At 48.9% G+C, this 23,291-nt stretch carries 19 protein-coding genes; 1 reads left to right on the top strand and 18 read right to left on the bottom strand.

The genetic code is table 11. The annotated features are described in order from the left end of the window. Positions 1 to 108: 108 nt before the first annotated feature. The 16 genes from BLT35_RS11665 to BLT35_RS11740 form a co-directional block, all read right to left on the bottom strand. On the bottom strand, positions 109 to 453 hold the full coding sequence (locus BLT35_RS11665; protein ID WP_054817573.1) for a hypothetical protein: 345 nt from the start codon (positions 451 to 453) through the stop codon (positions 109 to 111). Between the two features lie 181 nt (positions 454 to 634). After that, positions 635 to 1,429: an MBL fold metallo-hydrolase gene (locus BLT35_RS11670; RefSeq protein WP_062406308.1), complete on the bottom strand. Its 795-nt coding sequence runs from the start codon at positions 1,427 to 1,429 to the stop codon at positions 635 to 637. Between the two features lie 364 nt (positions 1,430 to 1,793). Continuing rightward, complete coding sequence (locus tag BLT35_RS26235) at positions 1,794 to 4,115, bottom strand: S-layer homology domain-containing protein (protein ID WP_083351279.1); 2,322 nt, start codon at positions 4,113 to 4,115, stop codon at positions 1,794 to 1,796. Between the two features lie 40 nt (positions 4,116 to 4,155). Continuing rightward, positions 4,156 to 5,718 (bottom strand): DHA2 family efflux MFS transporter permease subunit, encoded by a 1,563-nt coding sequence (locus BLT35_RS11680; RefSeq protein ID WP_062406304.1) that lies wholly within the window; start codon positions 5,716 to 5,718, stop codon positions 4,156 to 4,158. A gap of 15 nt (positions 5,719 to 5,733) precedes the next feature. Then, entirely contained in the window at positions 5,734 to 7,053 is a 1,320-nt protein-coding gene (locus BLT35_RS11685) for an efflux RND transporter periplasmic adaptor subunit (RefSeq protein WP_074728091.1), read from the bottom strand. 17 nt (positions 7,054 to 7,070) lie between these two features. Continuing rightward, the gene (locus BLT35_RS11690; protein ID WP_062406300.1) at positions 7,071 to 7,730 is read right to left on the bottom strand and encodes an HlyD family secretion protein; all 660 of its coding nucleotides are present in this window, start codon (positions 7,728 to 7,730) and stop codon (positions 7,071 to 7,073) included. Continuing rightward, positions 7,727 to 8,164: a MarR family winged helix-turn-helix transcriptional regulator gene (locus BLT35_RS11695; protein ID WP_054819139.1), complete on the bottom strand. Its 438-nt coding sequence runs from the start codon at positions 8,162 to 8,164 to the stop codon at positions 7,727 to 7,729. The genes BLT35_RS11690 and BLT35_RS11695 overlap by 4 nt, the downstream gene beginning before the upstream one ends. A 313-nt stretch (positions 8,165 to 8,477) precedes the next feature. Continuing rightward, a complete protein-coding gene (locus BLT35_RS11700; protein WP_074728093.1) occupies positions 8,478 to 9,824 on the bottom strand; it encodes a hypothetical protein in 1,347 nt (448 codons plus the stop codon). A 111-nt stretch (positions 9,825 to 9,935) separates the two neighbouring features. Next, positions 9,936 to 11,408 carry an alpha-ketoglutaric semialdehyde dehydrogenase GucD gene (gene gucD, locus BLT35_RS11705; protein ID WP_062406296.1) on the bottom strand — a complete coding sequence of 491 codons (1,473 nt, stop codon included), beginning with the start codon at positions 11,406 to 11,408 and terminating at the stop codon, positions 9,936 to 9,938. 58 nt (positions 11,409 to 11,466) lie between these two features. Then, positions 11,467 to 12,519 (bottom strand): Ldh family oxidoreductase, encoded by a 1,053-nt coding sequence (locus BLT35_RS11710; RefSeq protein ID WP_062406295.1) that lies wholly within the window; start codon positions 12,517 to 12,519, stop codon positions 11,467 to 11,469. A gap of 17 nt (positions 12,520 to 12,536) precedes the next feature. Beyond that, complete coding sequence (kdgD, locus tag BLT35_RS11715) at positions 12,537 to 13,472, bottom strand: 5-dehydro-4-deoxyglucarate dehydratase (RefSeq protein ID WP_062406293.1); 936 nt, start codon at positions 13,470 to 13,472, stop codon at positions 12,537 to 12,539. Further along, positions 13,469 to 14,770, bottom strand: a complete 1,302-nt coding sequence (locus BLT35_RS11720; protein WP_054819135.1) for a nickel pincer cofactor-dependent isomerase, group 22 — start codon at positions 14,768 to 14,770, stop codon at positions 13,469 to 13,471. Before BLT35_RS11720 ends, kdgD begins: the two co-directional genes overlap by 4 nt. Positions 14,771 to 14,856: 86 nt before the next feature. After that, on the bottom strand, positions 14,857 to 15,900 hold the full coding sequence (locus tag BLT35_RS11725) for a Bug family tripartite tricarboxylate transporter substrate binding protein (RefSeq protein WP_062406289.1): 1,044 nt from the start codon (positions 15,898 to 15,900) through the stop codon (positions 14,857 to 14,859). Positions 15,901 to 16,097: 197 nt separating this feature from the next. Then, entirely contained in the window at positions 16,098 to 16,802 is a 705-nt protein-coding gene (locus BLT35_RS11730; protein WP_062406287.1) for a FadR/GntR family transcriptional regulator, read from the bottom strand. A gap of 75 nt (positions 16,803 to 16,877) precedes the next feature. After that, positions 16,878 to 18,383: a tripartite tricarboxylate transporter permease gene (locus BLT35_RS11735; protein WP_062406285.1), complete on the bottom strand. Its 1,506-nt coding sequence runs from the start codon at positions 18,381 to 18,383 to the stop codon at positions 16,878 to 16,880. 9 nt (positions 18,384 to 18,392) lie between these two features. Beyond that, the gene (locus BLT35_RS11740; RefSeq protein WP_062406283.1) at positions 18,393 to 18,845 is read right to left on the bottom strand and encodes a tripartite tricarboxylate transporter TctB family protein; all 453 of its coding nucleotides are present in this window, start codon (positions 18,843 to 18,845) and stop codon (positions 18,393 to 18,395) included. Positions 18,846 to 19,069: 224 nt separating this feature from the next. Between BLT35_RS11740 and BLT35_RS11745 the strand changes: the two genes are divergently transcribed. Then, on the top strand, positions 19,070 to 19,345 hold the full coding sequence (locus BLT35_RS11745; protein ID WP_062406281.1) for an amidase family protein: 276 nt from the start codon (positions 19,070 to 19,072) through the stop codon (positions 19,343 to 19,345). A 147-nt stretch (positions 19,346 to 19,492) separates the two neighbouring features. Here BLT35_RS11745 and BLT35_RS11750 read toward each other — a convergent pair whose 3' ends face one another. Then, positions 19,493 to 21,115 (bottom strand): glycoside hydrolase family 13 protein, encoded by a 1,623-nt coding sequence (locus BLT35_RS11750; protein WP_074728095.1) that lies wholly within the window; start codon positions 21,113 to 21,115, stop codon positions 19,493 to 19,495. Between the two features lie 22 nt (positions 21,116 to 21,137). Then, positions 21,138 to 23,219, bottom strand: a complete 2,082-nt coding sequence (locus BLT35_RS11755) for an amylo-alpha-1,6-glucosidase (RefSeq protein WP_062406278.1) — start codon at positions 23,217 to 23,219, stop codon at positions 21,138 to 21,140. Positions 23,220 to 23,291 lie beyond the last annotated feature (72 nt).

Here is a 23,291-nt window from a genome sequence, read left to right on the forward strand (position 1 = left end):
CTAACCAAAGCGCTTTCCCTTCGTAAACAAAGTCAGGCGTTATCCGTTGGTTTCCGTGGGGTAGCTCCCCTTAAGATATATCAAAAAGGGAACGTACCGGATATTCCGTCAGGATTCGGCCAAAATAACATTCGTGATGGCCCACTGGGTGGCAGGATCATAGTCCCGCAGCACCGCCTCAATGTCCAATTCGAATCTTTCCTCCAACCGTTCCCTCATCTTCTTCTTGTAAATGTTCGACATATAAAAGTCAACTTCATACTTCAAATTGGGGGCTTCTCCCTCCAAAGCTTCCGAACGCGGAGACCGGCGATGTTTGGCTTTGAAAGTGATTATATTGCCATCAATCGATACTTTAAGCGAAATCGTACCGAATCCGAACAAACTCTTGGATACTTCGTTATAAAGATGGGCAAGCTTCTTCTTACTTTCATTAGAATCTATCGGAAGCACGCTATCACCTTCTAAACCAGCATATCACCATATTACCTAAATAAGTAAAGTTTGGCAAGCTATTGTTCGGTTTCTTTTGTTTGTTTTTTTGCATTTCGAACATTTTCGTGCGGATGTTATGTCAATTTCCGAATAAGCCGTTTCTTCGCGGAGGTTGACCGCCGCTCTGCAAATTTCCGGCCTATACCAACCGGTATACTTTTCCTTGCTGCAATAAACGATAGGCGCCAATGTTTTCACTTGGATTCTCCGGACTGTCACGATATGCCGTGTCCGCATAATGGCATAAGAGCGTTTTACGTTGAAAATCCTCCGGCAGCGTCAACAAATCGGCAATGGGCGTGTGTAGGCTGCGAATATCTCCTCCTAATGCTTCGGTTTTGCCGAACCATGCATCGTGTATGATTAAATCGCATTCATTAAGCCATGCGATCAAATCAGGATCAAAACCCGTATCCGGGGCATAACCAAGCCTGAAATTGCCAAAGTCGAACCGGAAAGCGAGCGTGCGCGGGATGTGGCGAGTGGTTTTATAGCTGACTTTGAAGTCTCCGAAATCATGGAAATGCGGAATCGGAACCGGGTCAAAATACCAGTCAAAGGCAGCAAGCCCGCCTCCTTCGCGCACAGATGGCTCAAGGGCCGGGCGCAAATGAGTCCAGATGTCTTGAAGCAGCCATTCGGGACCATAGAGTTTAACCGGATTCTCGGTTTTGTAATACTGAAAGTATGCGAGTTCCTCAAGTCCGCCGACATGGTCTGCATGCATATGAGTAATGAAAAGCTCGCGATAACGGTGAAGATCGAGTTTCAGTTCCCCGTGCTTATTGTTAGAATGAAACATTTTTCCGAGATAAGCCGGGCAGTCAATAAAAAACTCACGGCCGTCCACGCTGATGAAGCAGTTCACAAAAAAATGTCGCGCAGTGAAGGCATCTCCAACACCAAGCGGATAAAGGATTACCGAATTTGCCATATTTACCTCCCTCTCATGGTTGGAAACCATCCATCTCATTCCCGGTCATTGCGGGGTCCCGCTCTGCCCATATACCTGCCTGTCTCATCAAGGAGAAAGCATCTCCTTCATCAAAAAAGCCTTCTTAACTCTCATGAACAGGAGAGAAGAAGGCTTCCATACATATGGTCAGCAAAACGGTGTTATGATTTGCGCCGGACATGCCTGCCCCCGAGTGTCGGGGTTTACCGCCGAATTACCGCATTCGCCAAAACAACCATTCATATATACTTACTATGAATTAAACAGTACCATCGGATGATTGGATCGTCAACACTTTTTTTACAAACGGGCTCATAAGACAGCCTGAAAATCAAAGGGATGATCATTGCTTCAATACAGCTAATAACCGTTTGGCATCGCCGGCAGGGGTGTTTATGGTTTCATAAATTTTCAGCGTCACGGGAATTTCCAGCTGATCCGAGCTTACATTATCAAAATTAATGATCTGGCTCCCGCTCATCAACCGGTTTTCTCCTGCCAACGTGTACACCTTGGAGGCTATCCGCGTGCCTTCACTGTTCTCCAGCTGCATATACAGCTTCGGATTGCCAGGGTCTACGATCACCTCATCGGTCGTATGAACGTCAAGGTCCATCTTGAATTTATAATTAAAGGTGTATGCCCGGGTCGTAGGGTTCGCCATCGTAACGGCGGATAAAGACCAGGAAGACAGCTTCAATTCAAAAGGATAGAACGTGAGCAAAGTAGAATCCGCTGCAGGCGGATTTACAGCCACACTGGTTTCAGCAACCGGAAATTTGTACGTTTGCTGCCCCTGCTGCTCCAAAAGACGGAAGGTGAACCGGGCCGCATCCTCGGATAAAGGTACGGTAAAGGTGAACGTGACTACCGTCCCCATTCCAGGCAGCACTTCTTTCACGGAGCTCGCAGTCCGGGTGCCGCTGTATAGGATGCCCTGGGCATTCTGCAGCTCGGCCGTCAGATCAGGAACCGAAAGCGGGCTGCCGCTCGGGTTCTTGAATTTCAGCTGTGCCACCGCCGTCTTGAAGCTTTGTCCTTCATTTTCAAACCAATCCAGACTCATCAGCGACACGCCCAACTGCGGACTAACGGCTTGACTTAGCGAGTCGATGGCAATAGGTTTGCCAAACTCATAAGCCGGCAATGCCATCGGCGTTCCGTAAGATGACGGGAATCTGAAGCCGATCCTTCCGGTATAGTACACTATTGGCGTGCTCTGCCCTTGCTTCAAGAAGCTTTCAGGCGATAGAACATAGAACGCAGTAAGCTGTGTGTTCAGGTCGGTAGTGACCGCGTAATGTAAATACTTCCTCTCGCCGGGATGGAGAGTAACGGGTTCCTGTTCGATCCGCTTCCCGATAAACGTCTGTCCCTCCGCTTTTCCCCCGAGGGTAAAATCCGGAACGGTTTCCGTATAGCTGCCCGGGTTTTCCACGATGAGCTGCACGATATAGGTCGGCGCTTGTCCTGTAAATTGTCGGTTCAATCGCGAAGCCGTATACTTCAAAGCAGAGGACTCTCCCGGAACGGAGAACGTGACGCCCCAATTTCCCAACAAAGCCGAATCCTCAATAACTGCATCCTTGCCGCGCCATACGATCGATCCGATTGGAGCATCAGCCAGCAGGGTCTCCTGCTTCGGATACACATTCTGATCTACATCAATCCAAAGCAAATCCGTTAAATCCAGCTCCGTTTTCACTTCAATCACGGTCATATAGCTTAATTCCACATAGCTCTGAGGCGGAATCGAATGCGGGTTGCTTGCGCTTGATTGCAGAACGTATACCGTGCCGTCCGAAGCTTTGGCCCGAAGCTCATAATCAGGAATCCGAACCGCTGAGCCCGATGTGTTCTTCAGCTTCACGACAGCGCCGATTCTCCAACCCTCATCAGTCTTTTCCTGCAGTACGCTTTTAACTTGTGCTTGCGTGCTGCCCGTAATGTCGTAGCTTGGCATATCCATGGTCAGCGTAACTGCTCCTCCGCCGGGTTCATTCGTATTTCTGGAGCCAGGTATATATTGCTGCTTTGCTTCATAAGAAGAGGTAACCAACAGCTCGCGGGTGGCAGCAGAAGTACCTCCGAATGTACCGTCCGTTTCGCTGTCCATAAGCTTTAGCCGGATAGCCAGAGCAGCGTAGCCTTTGGCCCAATCCGAGACGGTCGGATCGTTCAAGCCCGTTGTCGATTTGGCTTCAGCATCTTTATTCAAACCGCGGATCAAAAAGGCGGCGAGCTGCTCCTTTGTCACTTCACCGGCCGGGTTGTACGCATTCTGAGCAAAGCCGTCCGTGAGATTAGCCCCTCTGAGCGCTTCGATATAGGGAAGGGCGTAGCCGTTCGCAGGGTCGTCGGCACTTACGTCGCTAAAGCTGGAAGCCTTCAAGGAAGTGTCCACCTTCAAGCCGAAAATCAACGCAGCGACCTTCGCGAATTGAGCGCGGTTCATTTTGTCTTTTAAACCAAATCTTCCTTCCCCGACTCCATCGAAAATGCCTGCGGATATCATCGTATCGAATTTCGCTTTCGCAGAAGCATCCAAATCCTTTAAATCGCTGAAGTCAGCCGATGACTTCGATGTACCGGCACCGAATGCTGCGGTTGAAAGCATCGAAAACGCCATAGCCGCACTCAATAGAATAGATAACCTTTTTTTCATTTTTGTAAACCTCCCGAAATCACTGGGCCGCCGGCTGCATTCACTTTTTTGCAGCAGGGGATTTTTTCTTGCCGCTCAGGAAAAACACAAACGGGATGCAGAGAAAAGCAGGTATAGCCGAGAGGTAAAATGTATCGGCGATCGACCTTACCATAGCTTCTCTTTGCATAAAACCGGCCAAGTATGAGGCTGCGGTTCCCGATGCTGTCGCCATATCCACCGCCCAGGAATAAATCGCTCCGGAGAGCATCGAAAGCGTATCATTGGCCGTAATGGAGTCGACAGACACACTGTCGGAAATATGCTGATAATGAAGAATTTGACGGTTGCTCATGATGGCGGCGAAAAGCGCGATCCCCAAAGACCCGGCCACCTGACGGCAAACGTTGGACAGCGGAGAAGCGTTGCCGACCTGCTGAGGAGCCACAGCCATCATGCCGGCTGTGGTCAGCGGCATCATGCAAAGCCCGATCCCGATTCCGCGTATTGTTAAGATAAAATTCAACCAATGATTCGGTGTATCTGTCGTCAAATGATGCAGCTCCATCGTCATTATACCCAGGATAGACAGTCCGACGACACTTAATGGAACAATACCGAACCGGTCCGCCAGCTTCCCGCTGAGCGGCATCATCAAAGCCATGGCAACCGACTGGGGCATCATGAGTATACCGGTCTGCATCGCGGTAAGCCCCTGGATATTTTGCAGGTACAGCGGCGTTAAGAACGTACCGCCCATCATGCCCATCATGACCAGACTGCCCGAAATCACGCTGATCGTAAATTTGGCATTTTTGAAAATTCTCAAATCGAGCACGGGCTGCTCCACACCAAGCTCGACCCAGAGCAGCAGCAAAAAGCTGAAAAAGGCGATAAACAGCAGGCTGACGATGTACAACGATGTCCATCCTTCCGCTTGGCCCTTGCTTAAGGCCAGCAGCAGCGTTCCAAAGAATATCATGGAAAGCACCGCGCCGGTCGTATCGAATTTTAACCCTTCTTCACGCGGTGTGTCTTTCAGCAGGATCTTTCCGAGTATAACGGCAAGAATACCGATAGGAATATTGATGAAAAACAGCAGACGCCAGCTGTAGTATTGAATCAAATATCCGCCGAACGTCGGCCCGAGTGCGGGAGCTACCATGGCGGCCACGCCCCACAGCCCGATGGCGGTACCGACCTTATCTCTAGGGAAGTTCGAATAAATAATGGACATCCCGATCGGCATAATAAATCCGCCGGCGAAGCCTTGAAGCACACGGAATAAAATGAGCGTGCTGTCGCTCCACGCAAGCCCGCAAACGACCGACCCCAGAGTAAAACCGGCAACGGAATAGATAAACACGGTTTTATTCCCGAATCGCGCCCCCAGAAAGCCGCACATGGGAATGACCATAGCGGAAGCCAGCGTATATCCGGTGATAACCCACTGGATCGTATTGATATCGGAGCCGAACACCGCGACGAATTTATTCATCGCTACATTCATCAGGCTGCTGTTAAGTACAGAGACAAAGGTGCCCAGCACGATGGCGATCAGTGCAAACCACATCCCGCTATCTCCCGACTTTTGTTGTTGATTGACCGCCGATGCATCGGCCATAGCTGCAAGCACCTCCTATTGAGCTTTCACCTTGGTGCCATCCGCCAGCTTATCCCCGGGGTTCACGACAATTTGTCGGTCTCCCTTGAGCTTGTCATTCGGCTGCACATAAACCCAATCCTGATTTTTTTCTTCCGTTTTCACTTCTACGAGGCGAGCCGTATCGTTATCCATAATGAACAGATATTCCTTGTTCTCTTTTTTCACGATGGCGCTTTTCGGCACCTCGATCCGGTTATCCCCGGCACCATCAATATGGACTTCGGCCACCATACCGGCAAACAGCAGGCCGTCCTTGTTATCCACCTTTACTTTGACCGGGAATGTATTGCTGTTCGGGTTAGAAACGGGACTGACAAACGAGATTGTACCCTGGAACAATTGATCCGGTATGCTTTGAACCTTCACTTGTACAGGTGTCCCTACGTTTACCTTGGAAATTTGATTGTCCGCTACGCTCAACTCCACTTGTACCTGATCCATATTGACCAGGGAGATGATCGGCACCCCTGCCTGAGCCATCTCGCCCGGCGATATGCTTTTCTTCACGACGACGCCGTCGATCGGTGCCGTAATCGTTGCATTGTTCAGGCTGCTGTTCGCCAGCTCCAATCCCGCGTGTAACCGGTCAACCTCCGCCTGAAGCGCTTTGAGCGTATTGTCCGTAGGCCCGATCCGGGCCTGTTCGAGCTTGGCCTTGGCCGCCTCTACCTGGGCCGCCGCCGATTTTTGCGCGGCCTGCGCCTGCTCGTAGCCCGCTTTGGCTTTCTCATAATCGAGCGTACCCTTATCCAGTTCCTCCTGCGTCACGCTTGAGCTGCTGTCAAACATGTTCCGCAGGCGGTTATAGGTTTTGGTGCTCAGGTCCAAGGCAGCGCTGGCTTGCTGCAGGGCAGCCGTGGCTTGTTCATAAGCGCCCTGCGCCATTTTCACGGCGCTCTCCAGCCCCTGTATCTCCTGCGTGCGGGCTCCTGCCTGCGTATCGGCCAGCTTCGCCTCCGCCGCAGCCACGCCGGATTGGGCCTGCCTCACTTGCTGAAGCAAGTCGTCCGTTTCCAATTGGACCAGCACGTCGCCTTTTTTCACTTTATCGCCTTCCTGCACATTCACCCCGGCCACTTTGCCGGATACCTTCGATACGATTTTGATATCTTGATCGGGGATAATTTTACCGCTTAACCCCGGATCCGTGAATTGACCAAGCTTGATGACCTTTACCGGCACACTCGCGGGATTCGCACCGCTTGCGTCCGATGTATCGCTGCATCCCGGCAAAATTCCAACGAAAACCGTTGTAAGAACCGTTGGAATAAGCCATTTATGTATTTTTTTCATGGATAACTAACCCCTTTTCAGTTGCTTTTCAAATGAATTTTGATCGTAGTACTCATGCCAGGCGATAAATCCAGCCCCAGCTGATCATCAATTGAAATTTTGACGGGAATGCGCTGGGTTACTTTGGTAAAGTTACCGCTGGTATTCGTTGAAGGAAGCAGCGAAAAGGTCGAAGCCGTGGCCTTGCTTATTTCTTTCACATGACCCGTCAACGGTTGGCCGGGAAACGTATCGACGCGGATATCTACCCTTTGCCCTTCATGGATTTTATAAATCTCTGTCTCCTCGATATTGGCCGTGACGTACAATTGTCTCTTATCCACCACCATAGCAACGGTTTGGCCCGGAGAGGCGACTTCTCCCGCCTTGACCAAGGTTTTGATCACCGTGCCTTCAATAGGGGATCTTAGTGCCGCTTGATCGAGGCTGCTCGTAGGCAAATTATTGCTGTCCTGCTGTCCGATAATTTGATCGGCCATCACATGATCCCCTTCATTCACTTGCAGCGATATGACCTTCCCCGTAATGCGGGGCATGACTTTATAAATATCTCCGGCAAGCCTTGAATCTTCGGTTGAGACATAATTTTGCCCTTCATACCAGAAGTAACCGCCGATTCCCCCTCCAACGACCACCAGGCACGTTAAAATAACATACAATACCGCTTTGCGCTTCATGTCTTCTCCCCAACCTTCATTTCTATTTGTTTGTTCAGCAATCTGATAGATTTCACAATCATGTTCAGTTCATGCTCCGGCAGCCCGCTCAGGAGCTCGGTATAAAACGTTTCCTGAAAGATCGTGTTTCCCGCCATTCTTTCCTGAAGCTTATTCGTTTTATAGATCCAAATGATGCGGCGGTCCCGCTCATCCCTTTCGCGCCGAATCCAACCGTCCCGCTCCAGCCGGTCAATAATGCCCGAAACCGTGCTGTAGGAAAGCTGCACCGCATCAACAATCTGTCCAATCGTCTTGGGCTGCTGATAAATTTGATGCAGTGTCATCCATTGGGGAGGCGTTATGCTGTCATCTCTCATCTTCTTGCTTAAGATTTCATTGTGGCTGCGAATTAAATCTTTCAGCAGCTTGACGATCTCACCCTCCAGACCCATGGGTACACCCCCATTTAAGTTGTCGTTTTCATATTACATAAATCATTAAAAATGATACTTATAAATATTTTAAGACTATATATTTCGTGTCACTAAATTTTTATACATGAACTATATCAAAAAAAGCAGGCATTGGAAATCCTTAAATACAGGCATTTTTCCCCGAAAAGATGCATTCAGGCGATTCATCCCGTCATTTCCTCACAGAATGACATTGTGTCACCTTTTTGTTGAGTATCATTACTGTTAAACCATGGAAAAGGAGGGGCAACAAAATAAGAGGCCTCGAAGGCCTCTCATTCGGTTTGATGCTCTATTGAATGATCGTGATAATCGATAATCCGAGGATGGCGACAATTAACAGGTGAATCCCGTTGGCGCGAACCCCTGCGGCAAGCCCCGTAATGCCGGACAGCCGGCTTACCAGCAAATTCAATGGGTTAACCGGACTTAGTACGGCTGAGGTGGACCAGGCGAGCATCAGCAGTATCGCAAGCGCAATGGGAGTCGTCCCCAATGCCTGGGCATCCATTTGGGTAACCAGCGCGGTAACGATCACCATCGGATGAATGCCTATGAAGGCAACGACAACGACAGTAACAATAATCGATATCTCGAAAATAAAAAACGACTGTTGGGCCAAGCTGATCAGGGCCCATTTCATCCCGCTTCCGAAGGCGGTGCCCTGCAAAGCGTTTCCTAATAATCCTGCGCTGGTAAACAATAGGATTTCATTATTCATAATGGGCACGGACCGGTCTCGAAAATCAGCCAGCTGGGTGCGCAATAGACTCCATTTTCCGGTTATGATTACCCAGCATAAAGGAAAGGAAATGGACAGAAGGCTCACGATGACAAGCATCGACCAATGGGTCAGCGTTTCCAGCAGAAAGGTCATACTCATCAAAACCGCGACAATCAAACCCAATCGAACGAGCTTTCGGCGATAGGTGCCGTCTTTTGATTCTTCCGCGGACGCCGCTTCGGCGAAAGAATCCGGGCTTAAGGGATGACGTTTGGACCAAAAGGCAAAGAGCACATTTCCAATCAAGATAAAGAGCAAGGCAAACCCGATGCCATAGGCCATGTATTCGATGGTCGGAATTTTCAAGTAATAGAGAATCAAAGCGACGGATGCATAATACGGCGACCACAGCATAGTCGTCGAGAAGCCCACTAAATAGCTTTTGGCAAGCATCACGGGAGGAAGCTTCAAGCCTTTAAGCAGTTCATCGACGATGCGGATCGAACCGAGGTTCAGAATCGGCCCCAGGACAAACAATACGCTCGTGATTCCCGCAAAAAGCTTACGGGGATGATGCAGCAATCCCCGAAGCAGCGTATCGATAGCATCAAAATATCCCCCGAGCTTTAACGGAATCGAAAGCAGCGGCACCAAAATGACGAGCGTAAGCAGAGGAAGATTCATCGATATGCCTTCACTGACTCCGTCGATCCCCCTCCCTTTTTGAAACTCCAGAACGATTCCGGTCATCAGCATGCAGATCCCAAACCATCTTGGCACGGGATCCGCTTTGGTAGCGCTTCCCATAAAGGCGGCAAGCGCCATAAAAATGACCAGATACTCCAGCCATTGAACGTGAACAAAATATTGAATGAGGAATAGTCCGCACATGCCCAAAATCAAATAACTTCGCACCAGGTATTTCGCCTCCGGCTTTCAGTAAGAAAAGCTCCATATATCTTAAGAAAAGCCGGTTTCTTCTGTCAAGAATCCCGGCTTTCGGTGATATGTGTTAACTCAAAGGAATCATGCTTTCACAAATACGGTTTTGATGGACGTATAAAATTCAATGGCCGCCTGACCTTGTTCCCTGGAATGGGAACTGGATTGTTTCATACCGCCAAACGGCGCTTGCAGCTCAACCCCGGCCGATTCCGCATTAATGCGGACCAGGCCCGCATCCATCTCTCGAATAAATGATAACATATTTCCAATGTTTTGTGTGAAAATAGAGGCGCTTAATCCATATTTTGTATCATTCGCCACTTCCAGCGCTTCTTCTATAGTATCCACCTTGATTAAAGCAAGCACCGGACCGAAAATCTCCTCCTGCGCAATGACCATATTGCGATTCACATTTTCAAACACGGTAGGCTCAACATAGAAGCCATTTTCCAGACCGCCGCCGGTGATCCGCTTTCCGCCTGCAAGCAGTGTGGCTCCTTCCTGTTTCCCCTTCTCGATATAAGATAATACGGTGTTTAATTGATTTTCACTGGCGCAGGGCCCCATCCATGTATCGCTGTTTAATCCGTCGCCAACCTTGATTTCGTTCACTTTGGCCAGCAGCTTTTCTTTAAATAGGTCATAAATTTTACTTTGTACGATGACACGGCTGGTGGCCGTGCATTTTTGTCCCGTAGAGCGGAGACCACCGCTGACGGTGGCTTCGACGGCCAGATCGAGATCCGCATCCTCTGCCACGATCACCGGGTTTTTGCCTCCCATTTCAAGCTGATACTTGGCTCCGCGGGCAACCGCACCCTGAGCTACAAGCTTACCGACTTGATCGGAGCCCGTGAAGCTGATCCCTTTAATATCCTTATGATCAATGATGCCCTGCCCAATCACGGAGCCGGCGCCGGTCACCATATTGAGCACGCCTGCCGGTAGGCCCGCTTCGGCGAAGCACTCTATCACTTTAGCAGCCGTTACGGCGGTTTCCTGCGCAGGCTTGAACACTACGGCATTGCCATAAATCAGTGCGGGCGCGATTTTCCAGACCGGAATCGCAACAGGGAAATTCCAAGGCGAAATAATGCCTACCACACCGAGAGGAACACGATTCGTAAACATCAGCGCCTCACTGTCGGTGGATGGAATCACATCGCCTACCTTGCGCATGCCTTCGCCCGCATAATAACGGAGAATCGCCACGCCTCTGGCCGTTTCTCCTTTGGCTTCGGGAAGCGATTTGCCCATTTCTCTTGTCATTGTTTCGGCAATGTCGTTGAGTCGGGCTTCAAGAATATTGGCCGTTTTGAAAAGATAATCTCCTCTGGCGGCGCCTGAAAGCTTTCTCCATTGAACCTGAGCTTCCTTCGCCGCTTGGACTGCCCGATCCAAATCGGCTGCCGTCGATTTTTGAATATAGCCTACAATTTCCTGCGCATTGGCGGGATTCGTACTCTTATCCACTTCACCGGACGAAGAAGCGGTCCAGCTTCCATTTATATAATTCAAATAAGTATTCGTTGTGGTTTTCTCTCCTATAGTCATCTGCATTCCAATCCTTTCTATGGCGTTCATAGGTAATGACGGGCAATTCTGGAAATTATCAGTCCACTAAAGTCACATTGGCACCATAACGCCGGGCCGCACTTAACAGCTCGTTATGGATTTCACTAGACAATACGATCCCGTTTTTCCGGGCTTCCTCGGCTCTTGCATATTCCAGATCTCCCGGCATATAGACTTTATCAAATCCTTTGGCTGGTGCGCTCTCCCGGGTTTCGCGCTCTTTTTCCGCCATGCGCTCAAGGAATGTATCAAGAGGCATCATTGCACTGACATCGAGGGCGGCAAACATATGTCCCAGATTTTGCGGAACCGGATCATCATAAAAGCGCGGGATTTGCGATCCGTACAGAGCCCCGGTCAACACGCCCGTTAAAATATCAACCATAATGGCCAACCCGGACCCTTTAGCTCCCCCGAAAGGCAGGAGACTTCCTTTTAGCGCCTCATGAGGATCGCTTGTTTCCCGTCCGTCGACGGTAATGGCCCAATCCGTCGGAATCGGTTTGCCCATCTTGGAGGCTAGGGTGATTTTGCCTCTGGCCTGGTTGCTTGTAGCCATATCCAGCATAATCGGCTTGCCCGATGGAGACGGCACGGCAATGGAAATCGGATTCGTTCCCAAAGTAGGCACCTTGGAACCGAACGGAACCATGACAGGAGAGGTATTGGTCATCGAGATGCCGATCATTCCCTGCGCTGCAATTTGAGCCGTCCAATAGGCTGCTGTCCCGTAGTGATTCGAATTCCGGACGCCAACCCAGGAGCTGCCGTACTCCTTCGCTTTCTTAACCGCTACGTCGACGGCTTTCTGGGATACGATCTGGCCCCAGCCGTTGCCCGCGTCAAGCAGTGCGGTTGTCGGCGTTTCGGAAACGACGGTGATGTTCGTTTCCTTCGTCACCAGGTTATTGTCCAGTCTGACCAGGTAATCGTTCAATTTGGAAACACCGTGAGAATGAACGCCTGTCAGGTTGGCGTGAACAAGAGAATCTGCGATAATTTCCGAATCGCGCTCGGGGATACCGGCTGCGGTCAACACTTGTTTACAAAACGCCGTCAATTTTTCCGGAGATACTCGAATGTCGGACATGGTATACTCATACTCCTTTATTTGCTGGATTCTATTGCTGTTTTTTTGGGAAACCGATCTAACGCATGCTTCAAGATAACCTCCAGCTGAGCGTAATGCTCTTTCTCTACTGGAATCAGGGGCGCACGTACCCTGCCGCCGACGGGTAATCCCATGATCTCCATACCGGCTTTGATTAGGGAAACGGCATAGCCTTTTCTTTGTTTGCGAATGTTGTTGATCGGGAAAATCACTTCTTTATACAGCTCGTTCAGTAAAGCTTGATTGTTTTCTTGGACTGCGCTATAAAACATTCTCGAAATGTGAGGTATATAGTTCGAAATCGCCGATGAATAGGAAGTAAAGCCCAACGGAACATAAGCCGGGTACGTCACTTCGGCAAACGGCATGCCATTGATCCAGCTCAGGCGGTTTCCTAAGGTCTGAACGAACTCGATGTTGCTCTCCATCTTCCCGACACCGTCTTTGAGTCCGATGAACTGGGGAAGCTCGGCTAATTTCGTCAGGGTACCCAAAGACAATACGGCATTGTCGCGTTGATAAACAATGGCATTCAGATCCGTAGATTCGATAATGGTCTTAAAGTATTCGTATAATCCGGATTGTTCTCCGTTGATTAAATAAGGAGGCAAAATTAAATATCCGTCAGCCCCTTTGGCTTGTGTGATGCGCGCCAATTCGACGGCCTCTTTGATGTTTCCCCCGACGCCCGTGTATACGGGCACTTTTCCCCTGCTCAGCGAAACGGCGATCTCAACAATCGCTTCATACTCGCTGCGTGTCAGCGACTGAAACTCTCCCGCTCCGGCCGAAACGTAAATTGCATCCAGCCCTCCGTCAATCAAAAAGGTAATGTTTGCGGCTAATGCTTGTACATCCAATTGATCGTTGTCTTTAAAGGGGGCGACGGGAAAGCCCAGAATCCCTTTGATTTGATTGGCAGGTTTACTCATCCGTGCTCCATTCCTCTCCATATATCTGTTGTTATGTTATGGTCTGAATCGAAGGCGATCTCCAAAGGTTCGCCTAATACTTGTATGCGGGGATCTCCCTTCATATCCGCCAAAACCGATTCGGAAATCAAAATATTTTCTAATTCCAATGTATTTTTGATCCATACCACCCTCGGATTTTGAAGATCGATATGGTAACACGTCCTTAAAGCGGTGCTTATGGCTTCCCGGTCATTGGACATAATGACGGGAATTTTGGCGGAATCCAGAATTTTGGATGTAATGACGTTGGCGTAGGTGTAGCTCAGATTGATCTGTTCAAAAACCCGTCTGGTGATCACATCGGCCACCCCGATTCCGCAAGCATTCCCCTTCGTTTCCTTTGTCAGGCCGCGAACGAAAATCCGTTCAATTTGAGGCGCGTTAAATTGTTGCGGTGCTTTCGATGCGGCCCGTCCTGTGATGTTAGGATCCATTCCCGAACCGCTGATGTTTTTCCCTATTTCATTGACCATAAGCAGATCGACTTGTTCCGGTACAATCCTGGGCATATACTTTTTGGCTTGAATAAGCAGTTCTTTATCTTTAAGTATGAGCTCATCCGGCGTGACCGCTTCAATATGCGCGGTCTTGTCGTAAGCATTCTCCAATACTCCAACCCCAAAGGCGATCGGGGCATGCTTCAGATAGACCTCAGCTATTTTGGGCAGCAATACGGGCATTTCAGCCAGCGGATGCTGATGGATTGCCAACGTCCCCTTGTGCCGGCCCAAGCCGATCGCCATCATTTTCAGCAATCCGCTTTCATGATCCCCTTTAAAGCTCGTATGAGGCTTCACCCGATTGATGAAGACAATGGCATCCGAACGATAGGAGGCTTCATCCAGATAAATGGGGGTGCCGTCATCCAAGGTGCCGATCTGAACGACATCCATGGAGTTCAGGATGGGTACTCCCATGCTTTCTTCCGTAACGCCCAACTCCGCCAGCATCTTGATCTGGCCTTCTGCGGTTCCTCCTCCATGGCTTCCCATGGCTGGAACAATAAACGGTTGGGCTCCCCATTCCTTCAGTTGATGAATCAGTGTAACTACCAGTTTGGGAAGATTCGCAATTCCCCTGCTTCCAACGCCTACGGCCACACGGGACCCGGCTTTAATTGAATTTCTTATCGCTTCTTTGTTCAGTTCCTTTCTCAGTTCGCCTTCAATATCATTGATCGTTGGCGCGTCAAAAACTTGACGTACAGGGATCATTCTAGGAAGCGGAACGAAATTGCTTAATTCACCCGTCAACATTGGTTTGCACCCTTTCGTCCGTTACATAATGAGGGTATATCATCTCATATGCCGGAGATGACATACCCTGTATCCTATCATGCCGATTACTTGATCAGGCCGATCTTCTTCGCAACATCCCCGGTGGATTTATACGTTTCTTCGGCAATCTTCTTGAAATCCTCCGGACCGCTATAGGCCGGCGAAATTCCGATCTTTTTGAAGTCCTCAATGACTTCAGGGTCTTCCAAAGCCTTTTTGAAGGCGTCATGCAAAATGGTCACGACTTCTTTAGGCGTCCCCTTCGGAGCGACAATACCGGTCCAAGCGTTGTATCCGGTATAACCTCTTTCCGCAAGCAAAGGTGCATCCGGAATCGCATCCGATTTGGTGGTTCCGATATTGGCCAGAATGCGCAGTTCCCCGGAATCCACTTGCGGTTTGGCTTCATGAACTTGTACAACCGCGCCTTTCACATGTCCGCCAAGCAGTGCCGTAATGGCAGGCGCAGCACCGTCATAAGGTACATGCTTCAATTTAAGATTATCCTTGAGTGCAACGGCTTCCAAATTCAAATGCTGCGTATTCCCTACGCCCGGAGTGGAATAAGTAAATGCATTCGGGTTATTTTTGACATAATCAAACCACTCATCAATCGTTTTCCACGGCGCATCCGCTTTCACAACCAATACGTGAGGTACAGAGTTTGCGATTAAGATCGGTTCAAAGCTGTCAAAGGAGTACGGTGTTTTACCGTAGTTCGGCTGAATGGACAAATTACCGATCGTCGCCATGGAGATCATATAGCCGTCGGGCTTGGCTTGAGTAAGTCCGGTCAACCCGATCGTGCCGCTGGCCCCCGGCTTATTTTCGACTACAACGGTACCTTTGTTCGGAAGATATTTAGAAACGGCGTTTGCAAGCGTGCGGGCCGTGATATCCGTACCTCCGCCAGCGGCATAGGGAACAACCAGCTGAATCGGTTTTTCAGGAAACTTGGACTTCGGAGCTTCAGCGGTGTTGTTGGATGCGGCCGGCGCAGGATCCGTACCCTGAGTCGAGGATGCTCCTGTACCGCACCCTGCCAATAAGGAACCTGCGAGTGCTGCTACAGACAATGCGGAGAGAATCGTTTTGTTTCTGCTTTTCATTTGGAATGGCCTCCCTTTTCATGTTTCCTGTCTGCCCATCAGGTTTGAAGTATTCGCTTTTTTTGTGTATACTTCACTTGGAATTGTTTTTTTATATCTTCTTCACCTCCTGTTACATGGTGTCAGCCCGCACGACTGGACACCATGTAACAGGAGGTGCTTTTTTATTGCCACTGCTCTTGTGAAAGCTTAACTTTCTAGGCCTTGCTTTCTTTTCTTTGCTTTAAAATTTTTTTCCTTACGTAGTCCAAATGTCGGTACATTTGTGCAAAAGCTTCGGACGGCGATCTCTTTTTCAATGCCTCATAAATGGCTTTATGATGTTCAACCGCAACATCCCGTTCTCTAAATTGGATGTTTTTACTCATCCGGTCAAAAGCCATCAAAAGGGAATCGATCATGCCTTCCAGAATGTAATTGTTTACGCTAAAAGCAATAATTCGATGAAACTCTTTATCCACTTGAGAATAGTCCCCCGGATGTTCAGAAAGAGCCTTAATCGTTTGGTTGAGCTCATCAAGCTGCTGATCTGTGATTTTCTCCGCAGCCATCGCAATCATACCAAGCTCCAATGCCATCCTGGCCTCGATAATGGACGGCAAATCATCCCCGGCCAGAGACAGCATATTCGTGTACGGTTTACTGCTGATTTTTTCAGAAAAATACGTGCCGTCCCGCGTTTTTCTGTGAATAATCCCCAAAGATTCCAGGGAACTCATAGCCTCACGCAATACAGGTCTGCTGACTGACAGCATTTTCGTCAGTTCCGTTTCGGGATAGAGCTTATCCCCGGGCTTTAATTGCCCGGAGGCAAGAAGTTGAATGATCCTGTCAGCCACTTCTTTGGCCAATGTTTTGCGAGGGACAGAATCCAGCACGATTTCTTGTTTTTTCTTAATCAATTCATTCCACCTTCCTTTTTTATTTGCCATATTTTAAAATTGTATGACAAATAAAATGAAATTACAAACATTTCTTTACATTTCCACGTCGCTGGCCAGCATGCCCTTCTTATTCTTTATGCCTGCATAAACGCTGAAAATAAGAATAATAAAAGAGATGGACAGCAGTACAAGTGAAATCGGTCTGGAGAAAAATCCAAGAAAACTGCCTTCAAATAAAATCATCGATTGCAGCAATGAGCTTTCCAGCAATTGTCCAAGAACAAAGGTTAAAACAATCGGCGCCATTGGGATATCGAGCTTTTTCATGAAATAACCCAATACTCCGAAAATCAGCATAACCCACACATCAAACAAGCTGTTATTTACACTGAATGCACCCAAAATGGCGACTGCAAAAATAATCGGGTATAACAGCTTCGCGGGAATCAGGGCAATTTTGGCCCACATGCCGGCCAAAGGTAAATTTAAAACCAGCAAAATCAGATTCCCGATGAACATGCTGGCAATGATTCCCCATACGACGTCGGGATTGTTTTGGAATAACGTAGGGCCAGGAGTTAAACCATGCATGATAAAGGCTCCGAACAATACGGCAATCGTAGGAGAGCTCGGGATTCCTAATGTGAACAGCGGAATTAAGGCCGCTCCGCTGTAAGAATTGTTCGCTGTTTCCGGCCCGGCAACCCCTTCGATGGCTCCTTTGCCGAAACGCGACGGATCTTTTGCCATTTTTTTCTCAAGAGAATAAGACAGGATCGCCGGTATGACGGAGTTCGAGCCCGGTACAAGTCCTACCAGGAAGCCTAACCCGGTTCCTCTTCCGATCGCGGACAGCGTCCGCCTCCATTCGTCACGGCGGGGAAGCAGCCCTTTTACTTTCGGCGGAGCTTCCAGTTTGGTGATATTCTCCATGCCAATCATAATTTCGGAAAGACCGAACAATCCCATGGATATAATGACAAAATCGATCCCGTTCATTAAATTCGGCTCATCAAAGGTAAACCGGATGGCGCCTGAAACGACATCCATGCCTATGAGAGCCAGACACAGGCCCAAAAGCGCGGAAATGATTCCCTTCACAATGGATTTTCCCATAAGTCCAACCACCGTGATCAGTCCCAACAGCATGAGGGCAAAAAACTCCGGAGGACCGAATCTTAACGCGAATTGAGCTAAAGGCGGCCCGATCACCACGAGCCCAATGATGGAAACGGTTCCGCCGATAAACGAACCGATACCGGCAACCCCTAAGGCAGTCCCCGCTCTTCCCTGTTTGGCCAGAGGATGCCCGTCCAGACACGTAATTACCGAAGCCGCTTCCCCCGGTGTATTGATCAGAACGGAGGTTATCGTTCCGCCATACATTGCGCCGTAATAAATGCCCGCCAGCATAATGATGGCCGAAACCGGCTCCATGGAGAACGTGACCGGCAATAAGATCGCCGTCCCTGTAGTCGGACCCAATCCAGGCAAAACGCCGACCAGCATCCCGATGGTAACTCCGAGTAAACAATACAGCAGGTTCGACCATGTAAGCGCTGTTTCAAAACCTTGTAATAACTGCATCAATGAATCCATTGAATCCTCCTACCATCCCAAGGCATTCACCGGAAGCGGGACCCCGAGAAATATGTGAAATACTACAAATAAGCATAAGGAAATCGCTATGGAGATCATAAGACCCGAATACCATGTAAATAATCTCCTCAGGATAAAAAACAGCATGATCGTACAGGCCATAAGAAAACCTAAATATTCAACGGTCAAAAGAAAAAAAACAAGTGAACCCACTAAAGTGACGACATTCCATAAACCGCTTCCCGTCGGAAGAATTTCTGAAAAAGCAATTTTTTCCTTGAAAGAGCTTACGATATAGGATAAAGAGAAAATGCCTAATCCTCCGCTTAACCAAAGCGGAAAAAACCCAGGACCGGGACCCGTGTCGGTGTAATAATCCAATTGAAGAGACTGACAAAAAATAACGGCCGAAAAAAGCAGCATCAGTAAGCCCATGTAAACGCTGGCATTATTTTTTACCACGCAATCACCCCCCTAATGTTTTGGTTTTTAAGCGTTTTCACAACCAACTAAGTCATATTGTAATACAAATTGAATAGTAATACAATATGTTTTTTTGCGTGATAGATTCATTGAAAACCCAAAGAAGCGCCGCAAGTTTGCAGCGCCTCGGATGATTCTTCACGTTCTCCACTTTTATTCATGCCCATGTAAGGCAGCAACCTTTTGATAAAAATCTTTGACCGATGGGTATAAGCTTCGGAGCCAACACTTCTATAGTCAATGGAATCGAATCCGATGTAACCGACGATTTGATTCGTTTGACTTCACCGAGCAACTTGACCGGCCTGCCCAGCTTAACGATCCCTTGCGGATTCAGCAATGGACTTCCCGTCGGCTTGCAGCTCATCGGTAAGGCATTGGATGAAGGCACCCTTTTAAAGGCCGGATATGCATTCGAACGCACGAACGAACTTCGCTTTACAAAGCCTATATTCGCTTCGGCCATGAAGTTGAACTAAGCCGAACTCCCCGTTTACAGCCTGCCCCGCAAATCATTCTCCGCTCAAAAAGATCGCCGGCCATTCCGATAACGGAATAGCCGGCGATTGTCCAACCTTCATCGGGATTGAACCGATTCGTTCAGATCCCCGATAAAGGTTATTGCGTTAAGATGATTTCAATCGGTATACTCTGGACTCATAGGGCCTCAGCTGCCATTCATCGCTTGGATTCGCCTGCTCCCGGTAATTCGCGATCAACAGCTCCCTTGGATATGAAATGACGGATGCAGGAAGCTCACAGACGGCTGGCTGATCCGAGATATTCAGAACGACAAGCCATTTCTCGCCGTCGAGCTCGCGCAGGTAAGCGTATATTTGCTCATGATCCTCAAGCAGCGGCTCATAGCTTCCATAAACCATCACTTCATGAGCTTTTCTCAGCTGAATGAGCTTTTTGTAGTAATAAAACACCGAATTCGGATCGGCCAAAGCCGCGGCCACGTTAATTTCCTTATAATTGGGATTCACCTTAATCCATGGCGTGCCGCTCGTAAACCCGGCGTTCTCCGAATCGTCCCACTGCACGGGCGTTCTTGAATTGTCCCTTGACAGATGAAGCAGACTTTCAAAGACTTCTTTGGGATCTCTTCCCTTCTCTACTTCTTCCCTATATTTATTTTTCATCGCGATATCGTTGTAATCGTCAATGGAATCGAAGCGGACGCCGGTCATCCCGATTTCTTCCCCTTGGTAAATGTACGGCATCCCCGGCAGCGTATGCAGCAGAGTCGCGAAGCATTTGGCGGATTCCACACGATACGTCGTATCGTTGCCGAATCTGGTAACGAGTCTGGTGTGGTCATGGTTATTTAAGAATTGCGAATTCCAGCCTTTTCCCCACATGCCATCGTACCATCTTTTCTGAATATCCTTGAACCGCAGTATGTCCCAATGCGCCATATAATCGCACACTTCAAAATGGAACAAGGTATGCAGCTCGCCGCGGTCTTCTCCAACGTAAAGCACCCCGTCCTCCGGAGTCACAAACGGAATTTCCCCCACGGTAAAAATATCGTAATGCTTCAAAACCTTCTCATGCATCTCTTGGAGATATTCATGGATCCCCGGATTATTTCCCAAATAAGAAATGTTGTCGGGATTCTCCGCATCAGGAAAACCAGCTTGTTTGGCGAGAAGATTTATGACATCCATCCGGAATCCGTCGATTCCTTTATCCAGCCAAAAACGCATCATGTCGTAAATTTCTTCCCTGACCTTCGGGTTTTCCCAGTTTAAATCAGGCTGTTCAACGGCAAAAGAATGGAAATAATATTCCCCTGTCTTTTCATCATATTCCCATGCCGAAGGCGTAAAATACGATCTCCAGTTATTAGGCTCCTTCCGCCAGATATAATAGTCTCTTTTCGGATGATCCTTGGACGATCGCGATTCCACAAACCACGGATGCCGGTCGGACGTATGATTCACGACCAAATCCATAATGAGCTTCATACCGCGGGCGTGAACCTCTTGGAGAAGTCTGTCGAAAGTATCCATGGTTCCTGCTTTGGGCATAATGGACCGGTAATCGGAAATATCGTAACCGTTATCGACATCAGGAGAGCCGTAGCACGGATTCAGCCAAATGACATCGGCGCCAAGCTCGCGAATATAATCCAACTTTTGAATGACTCCCTCTAAATCCCCATAGCCGTCTCCATCGGTATCATAAAAGCTTCTCCAATACACCTGATAGACGACCGCTTCTTTCCACCATGTTTTTTTCATGCTCCCACTCTCTCACTTTGTTTTACTTCGATGAATGAATCAGTTCAAAGCCAGTCGTATTCTCCAGAATCTCAACCTTGACCGGGTCCGAACCGCTCCGGCTTCGGGTTACCTTCAAAGAAAGATGCCCCGCGCCAATAGGAATATGCTCGGCCAGCAGCTCGTCAATCATCTCCGGCAAAAACGGATCGATACGGATCTCCTTCTTCAGCGCGTTCGGGTGTAATCCGAGCAACGCCTGCATAAAAACAATCGCGGTCCCGGCCGCCCATGCTTGCGGAGAGCAAGTGGTTGGATACGGTACGGGATACCCGAGCTCCGAGCCATGTCCGCAGAACAATTCGGGCAGACGCTGATATTCGAAGAACCGGGATGCCGCAAGCAGGCTTGAGATGACCTTTCCCGCTTCTTTCTTATAGCCCAAACGGCTTAACCCGAGCAGAATCATCCCGTTATCATGCGGCCATACGCTTCCATTGTGGTAGCTCATCGGATAATAGCCCGCGGCTTCCGTACTCATCGTGCGAATGCCAAATCCGCTGAACATGTCATCGGCAACCAGGCGCTTGGCGATCCGGTCCGCACGGGAGGCAGCCGGCAAACCTGTCATTAATAAATGTCCCGGATTGGATGTCACGGATTGGACTTGCCGCCGGTCCTTGTCGAGTGCGATGGCGTAGAAATTCTCATTCTCCATCCAAAAGGCCTGTTCGAACCTCGCTCGGAACGCTTCGGCATCTTGGACCAGCTTCTCTGCAAGCGCCATTTCACCCATCCGTTCAAAAATCGGCGCCAAGCTTTTCTTGGCCTGATAGACGTAGCCCTGCACTTCGGCCAAAGCGATCGGCGATCTCGCATACTCTCCGGAGGCGTGAACGATCGAGTTGCTCGAATCCTTCCAGCCCTGGTTAGGAAATCCCCTTTCCGCTTCCTGGTGATAAGTTAAAAAGCCCGAGCCCGCTTCGATTCCACGGTCAATCCAATCGAGCGCGCGTGCAACGTTCGGTTTTAATTCCTCAACGATCGAAAGATCCCCCGTCCAACGAACATATTCACCTAATAATACTAAAAACAAAGGTGTGGAATCAACCGATCCATAATAAGGGCCGAAAGGCGACTGATGCGTATTCACCAGTTCTCCAAAGCGGATTTCGTGCATGATTTTTCCGGGCTGCTCGTCCCGCCAAGCATCCACAGAATCCCCTTGGTAGGCGGCCAATGTTCTCAGGGTTCCCTTGACCTTCTCCGGATTTAACGGGAGCATAAACAAAGAGGTGATGAGACTGTCTCTTCCAAAGGGAACCGCAAACCAGGGCAGCCCGGCCACAGGCGTTTCTCCATATCCGACGTCGGTCATTAACATACGCAAATCCTGTACCCCGCGCCGGTATAAACCGTTAAACACATCGGCATTCGTCGTTACACGGGACGTCTCGCGGTACCATTGTTCATATGACGCTTCGAGACGCTTCAAGCCTTCTTCAAAGGAAAGAAGAACAGGCCATTTCTGCTCCAATACGGGAATGATGAAGAAGCAAATCTGCTTTATTTCTTTGGGTTCCAATGTCATGGAATAATGGACAATACCGTCGGCATCCACTTCCGACTCGTTCTGATCCCAACGGATGCAGGTCTCTCTTAGCATGTCATCCGCGCCTTGGTAACGGATCGACAAGGTCCGCTCACCCGTGACCTTTCCGATAATCTTCCCGACTTCCCCTGTTCGGTACTTCCGGACAATGAACATATCCTGAAAATCGGCGTCGAAGGCAGCCGAGAAATCAAAGGAGACGGCTTGGGGAAAGAAGTTCGTTAACGACACTCTTTCATACAATACCCCGTCGTATATAAAGCGCTCCCGATGAATTTCAATGGCTCCCTCATCCTTTCGATCCTTCATTAACCGAATGGATGCGAAGTAGCTTCGATTAGCCGATGATGAGAGCAGGGAAGGCTTCTCGCCATCGACGAACAGTTCCATCCGGCTTAAGAACCGGGTATCTTTCGTGTACAGGCCATAACCCTTTTCATTATTTTCCGTGAGTTCTCCATTTTTATCCGTCAGAAAAAACAAGTCGCCTTCTTTAATCACACTGTATTCCATGGACTAAGCCTCATTCCGTATGAATTTATTGACGATGATAACCAGATTATGAAATCCTTCATCCGATCCTGT

The organism is Paenibacillus naphthalenovorans (genome assembly GCF_900099895.1).
GTDB lineage: Bacteria > Bacillota > Bacilli > Paenibacillales > NBRC-103111 > Paenibacillus_G > Paenibacillus_G naphthalenovorans.

Bases quoted from the DNA above. Each gene is read 5' to 3' on its own strand.
- BLT35_RS11670 (WP_062406308.1), bottom strand. From the start codon at position 1,429: ATGGCAAATTCGGTAATCCTTTATCCGCTTGGTGTTGGAGATGCCTTC.
- BLT35_RS26235 (WP_083351279.1), bottom strand. From the start codon at position 4,115: ATGAAAAAAAGGTTATCTATTCTATTGAGTGCGGCTATGGCGTTTTCG.
- BLT35_RS11680 (WP_062406304.1), bottom strand. From the start codon at position 5,718: ATGGCCGATGCATCGGCGGTCAATCAACAACAAAAGTCGGGAGATAGC.
- BLT35_RS11685 (WP_074728091.1), bottom strand. From the start codon at position 7,053: ATGAAAAAAATACATAAATGGCTTATTCCAACGGTTCTTACAACGGTT.
- BLT35_RS11690 (WP_062406300.1), bottom strand. From the start codon at position 7,730: ATGAAGCGCAAAGCGGTATTGTATGTTATTTTAACGTGCCTGGTGGTC.
- BLT35_RS11695 (WP_054819139.1), bottom strand. From the start codon at position 8,164: ATGGGTCTGGAGGGTGAGATCGTCAAGCTGCTGAAAGATTTAATTCGC.
- gucD (WP_062406296.1), bottom strand. From the start codon at position 11,408: ATGACTATAGGAGAGAAAACCACAACGAATACTTATTTGAATTATATA.
- BLT35_RS11710 (WP_062406295.1), bottom strand. From the start codon at position 12,519: ATGTCCGACATTCGAGTATCTCCGGAAAAATTGACGGCGTTTTGTAAA.
- kdgD (WP_062406293.1), bottom strand. From the start codon at position 13,472: ATGAGTAAACCTGCCAATCAAATCAAAGGGATTCTGGGCTTTCCCGTC.
- BLT35_RS11720 (WP_054819135.1), bottom strand. From the start codon at position 14,770: ATGTTGACGGGTGAATTAAGCAATTTCGTTCCGCTTCCTAGAATGATC.
- BLT35_RS11725 (WP_062406289.1), bottom strand. From the start codon at position 15,900: ATGAAAAGCAGAAACAAAACGATTCTCTCCGCATTGTCTGTAGCAGCA.
- BLT35_RS11735 (WP_062406285.1), bottom strand. From the start codon at position 18,383: ATGGATTCATTGATGCAGTTATTACAAGGTTTTGAAACAGCGCTTACA.
- BLT35_RS11745 (WP_062406281.1), top strand. From the start codon at position 19,070: ATGGGTATAAGCTTCGGAGCCAACACTTCTATAGTCAATGGAATCGAA.
- BLT35_RS11750 (WP_074728095.1), bottom strand. From the start codon at position 21,115: ATGAAAAAAACATGGTGGAAAGAAGCGGTCGTCTATCAGGTGTATTGG.
- BLT35_RS11755 (WP_062406278.1), bottom strand. From the start codon at position 23,219: ATGGAATACAGTGTGATTAAAGAAGGCGACTTGTTTTTTCTGACGGAT.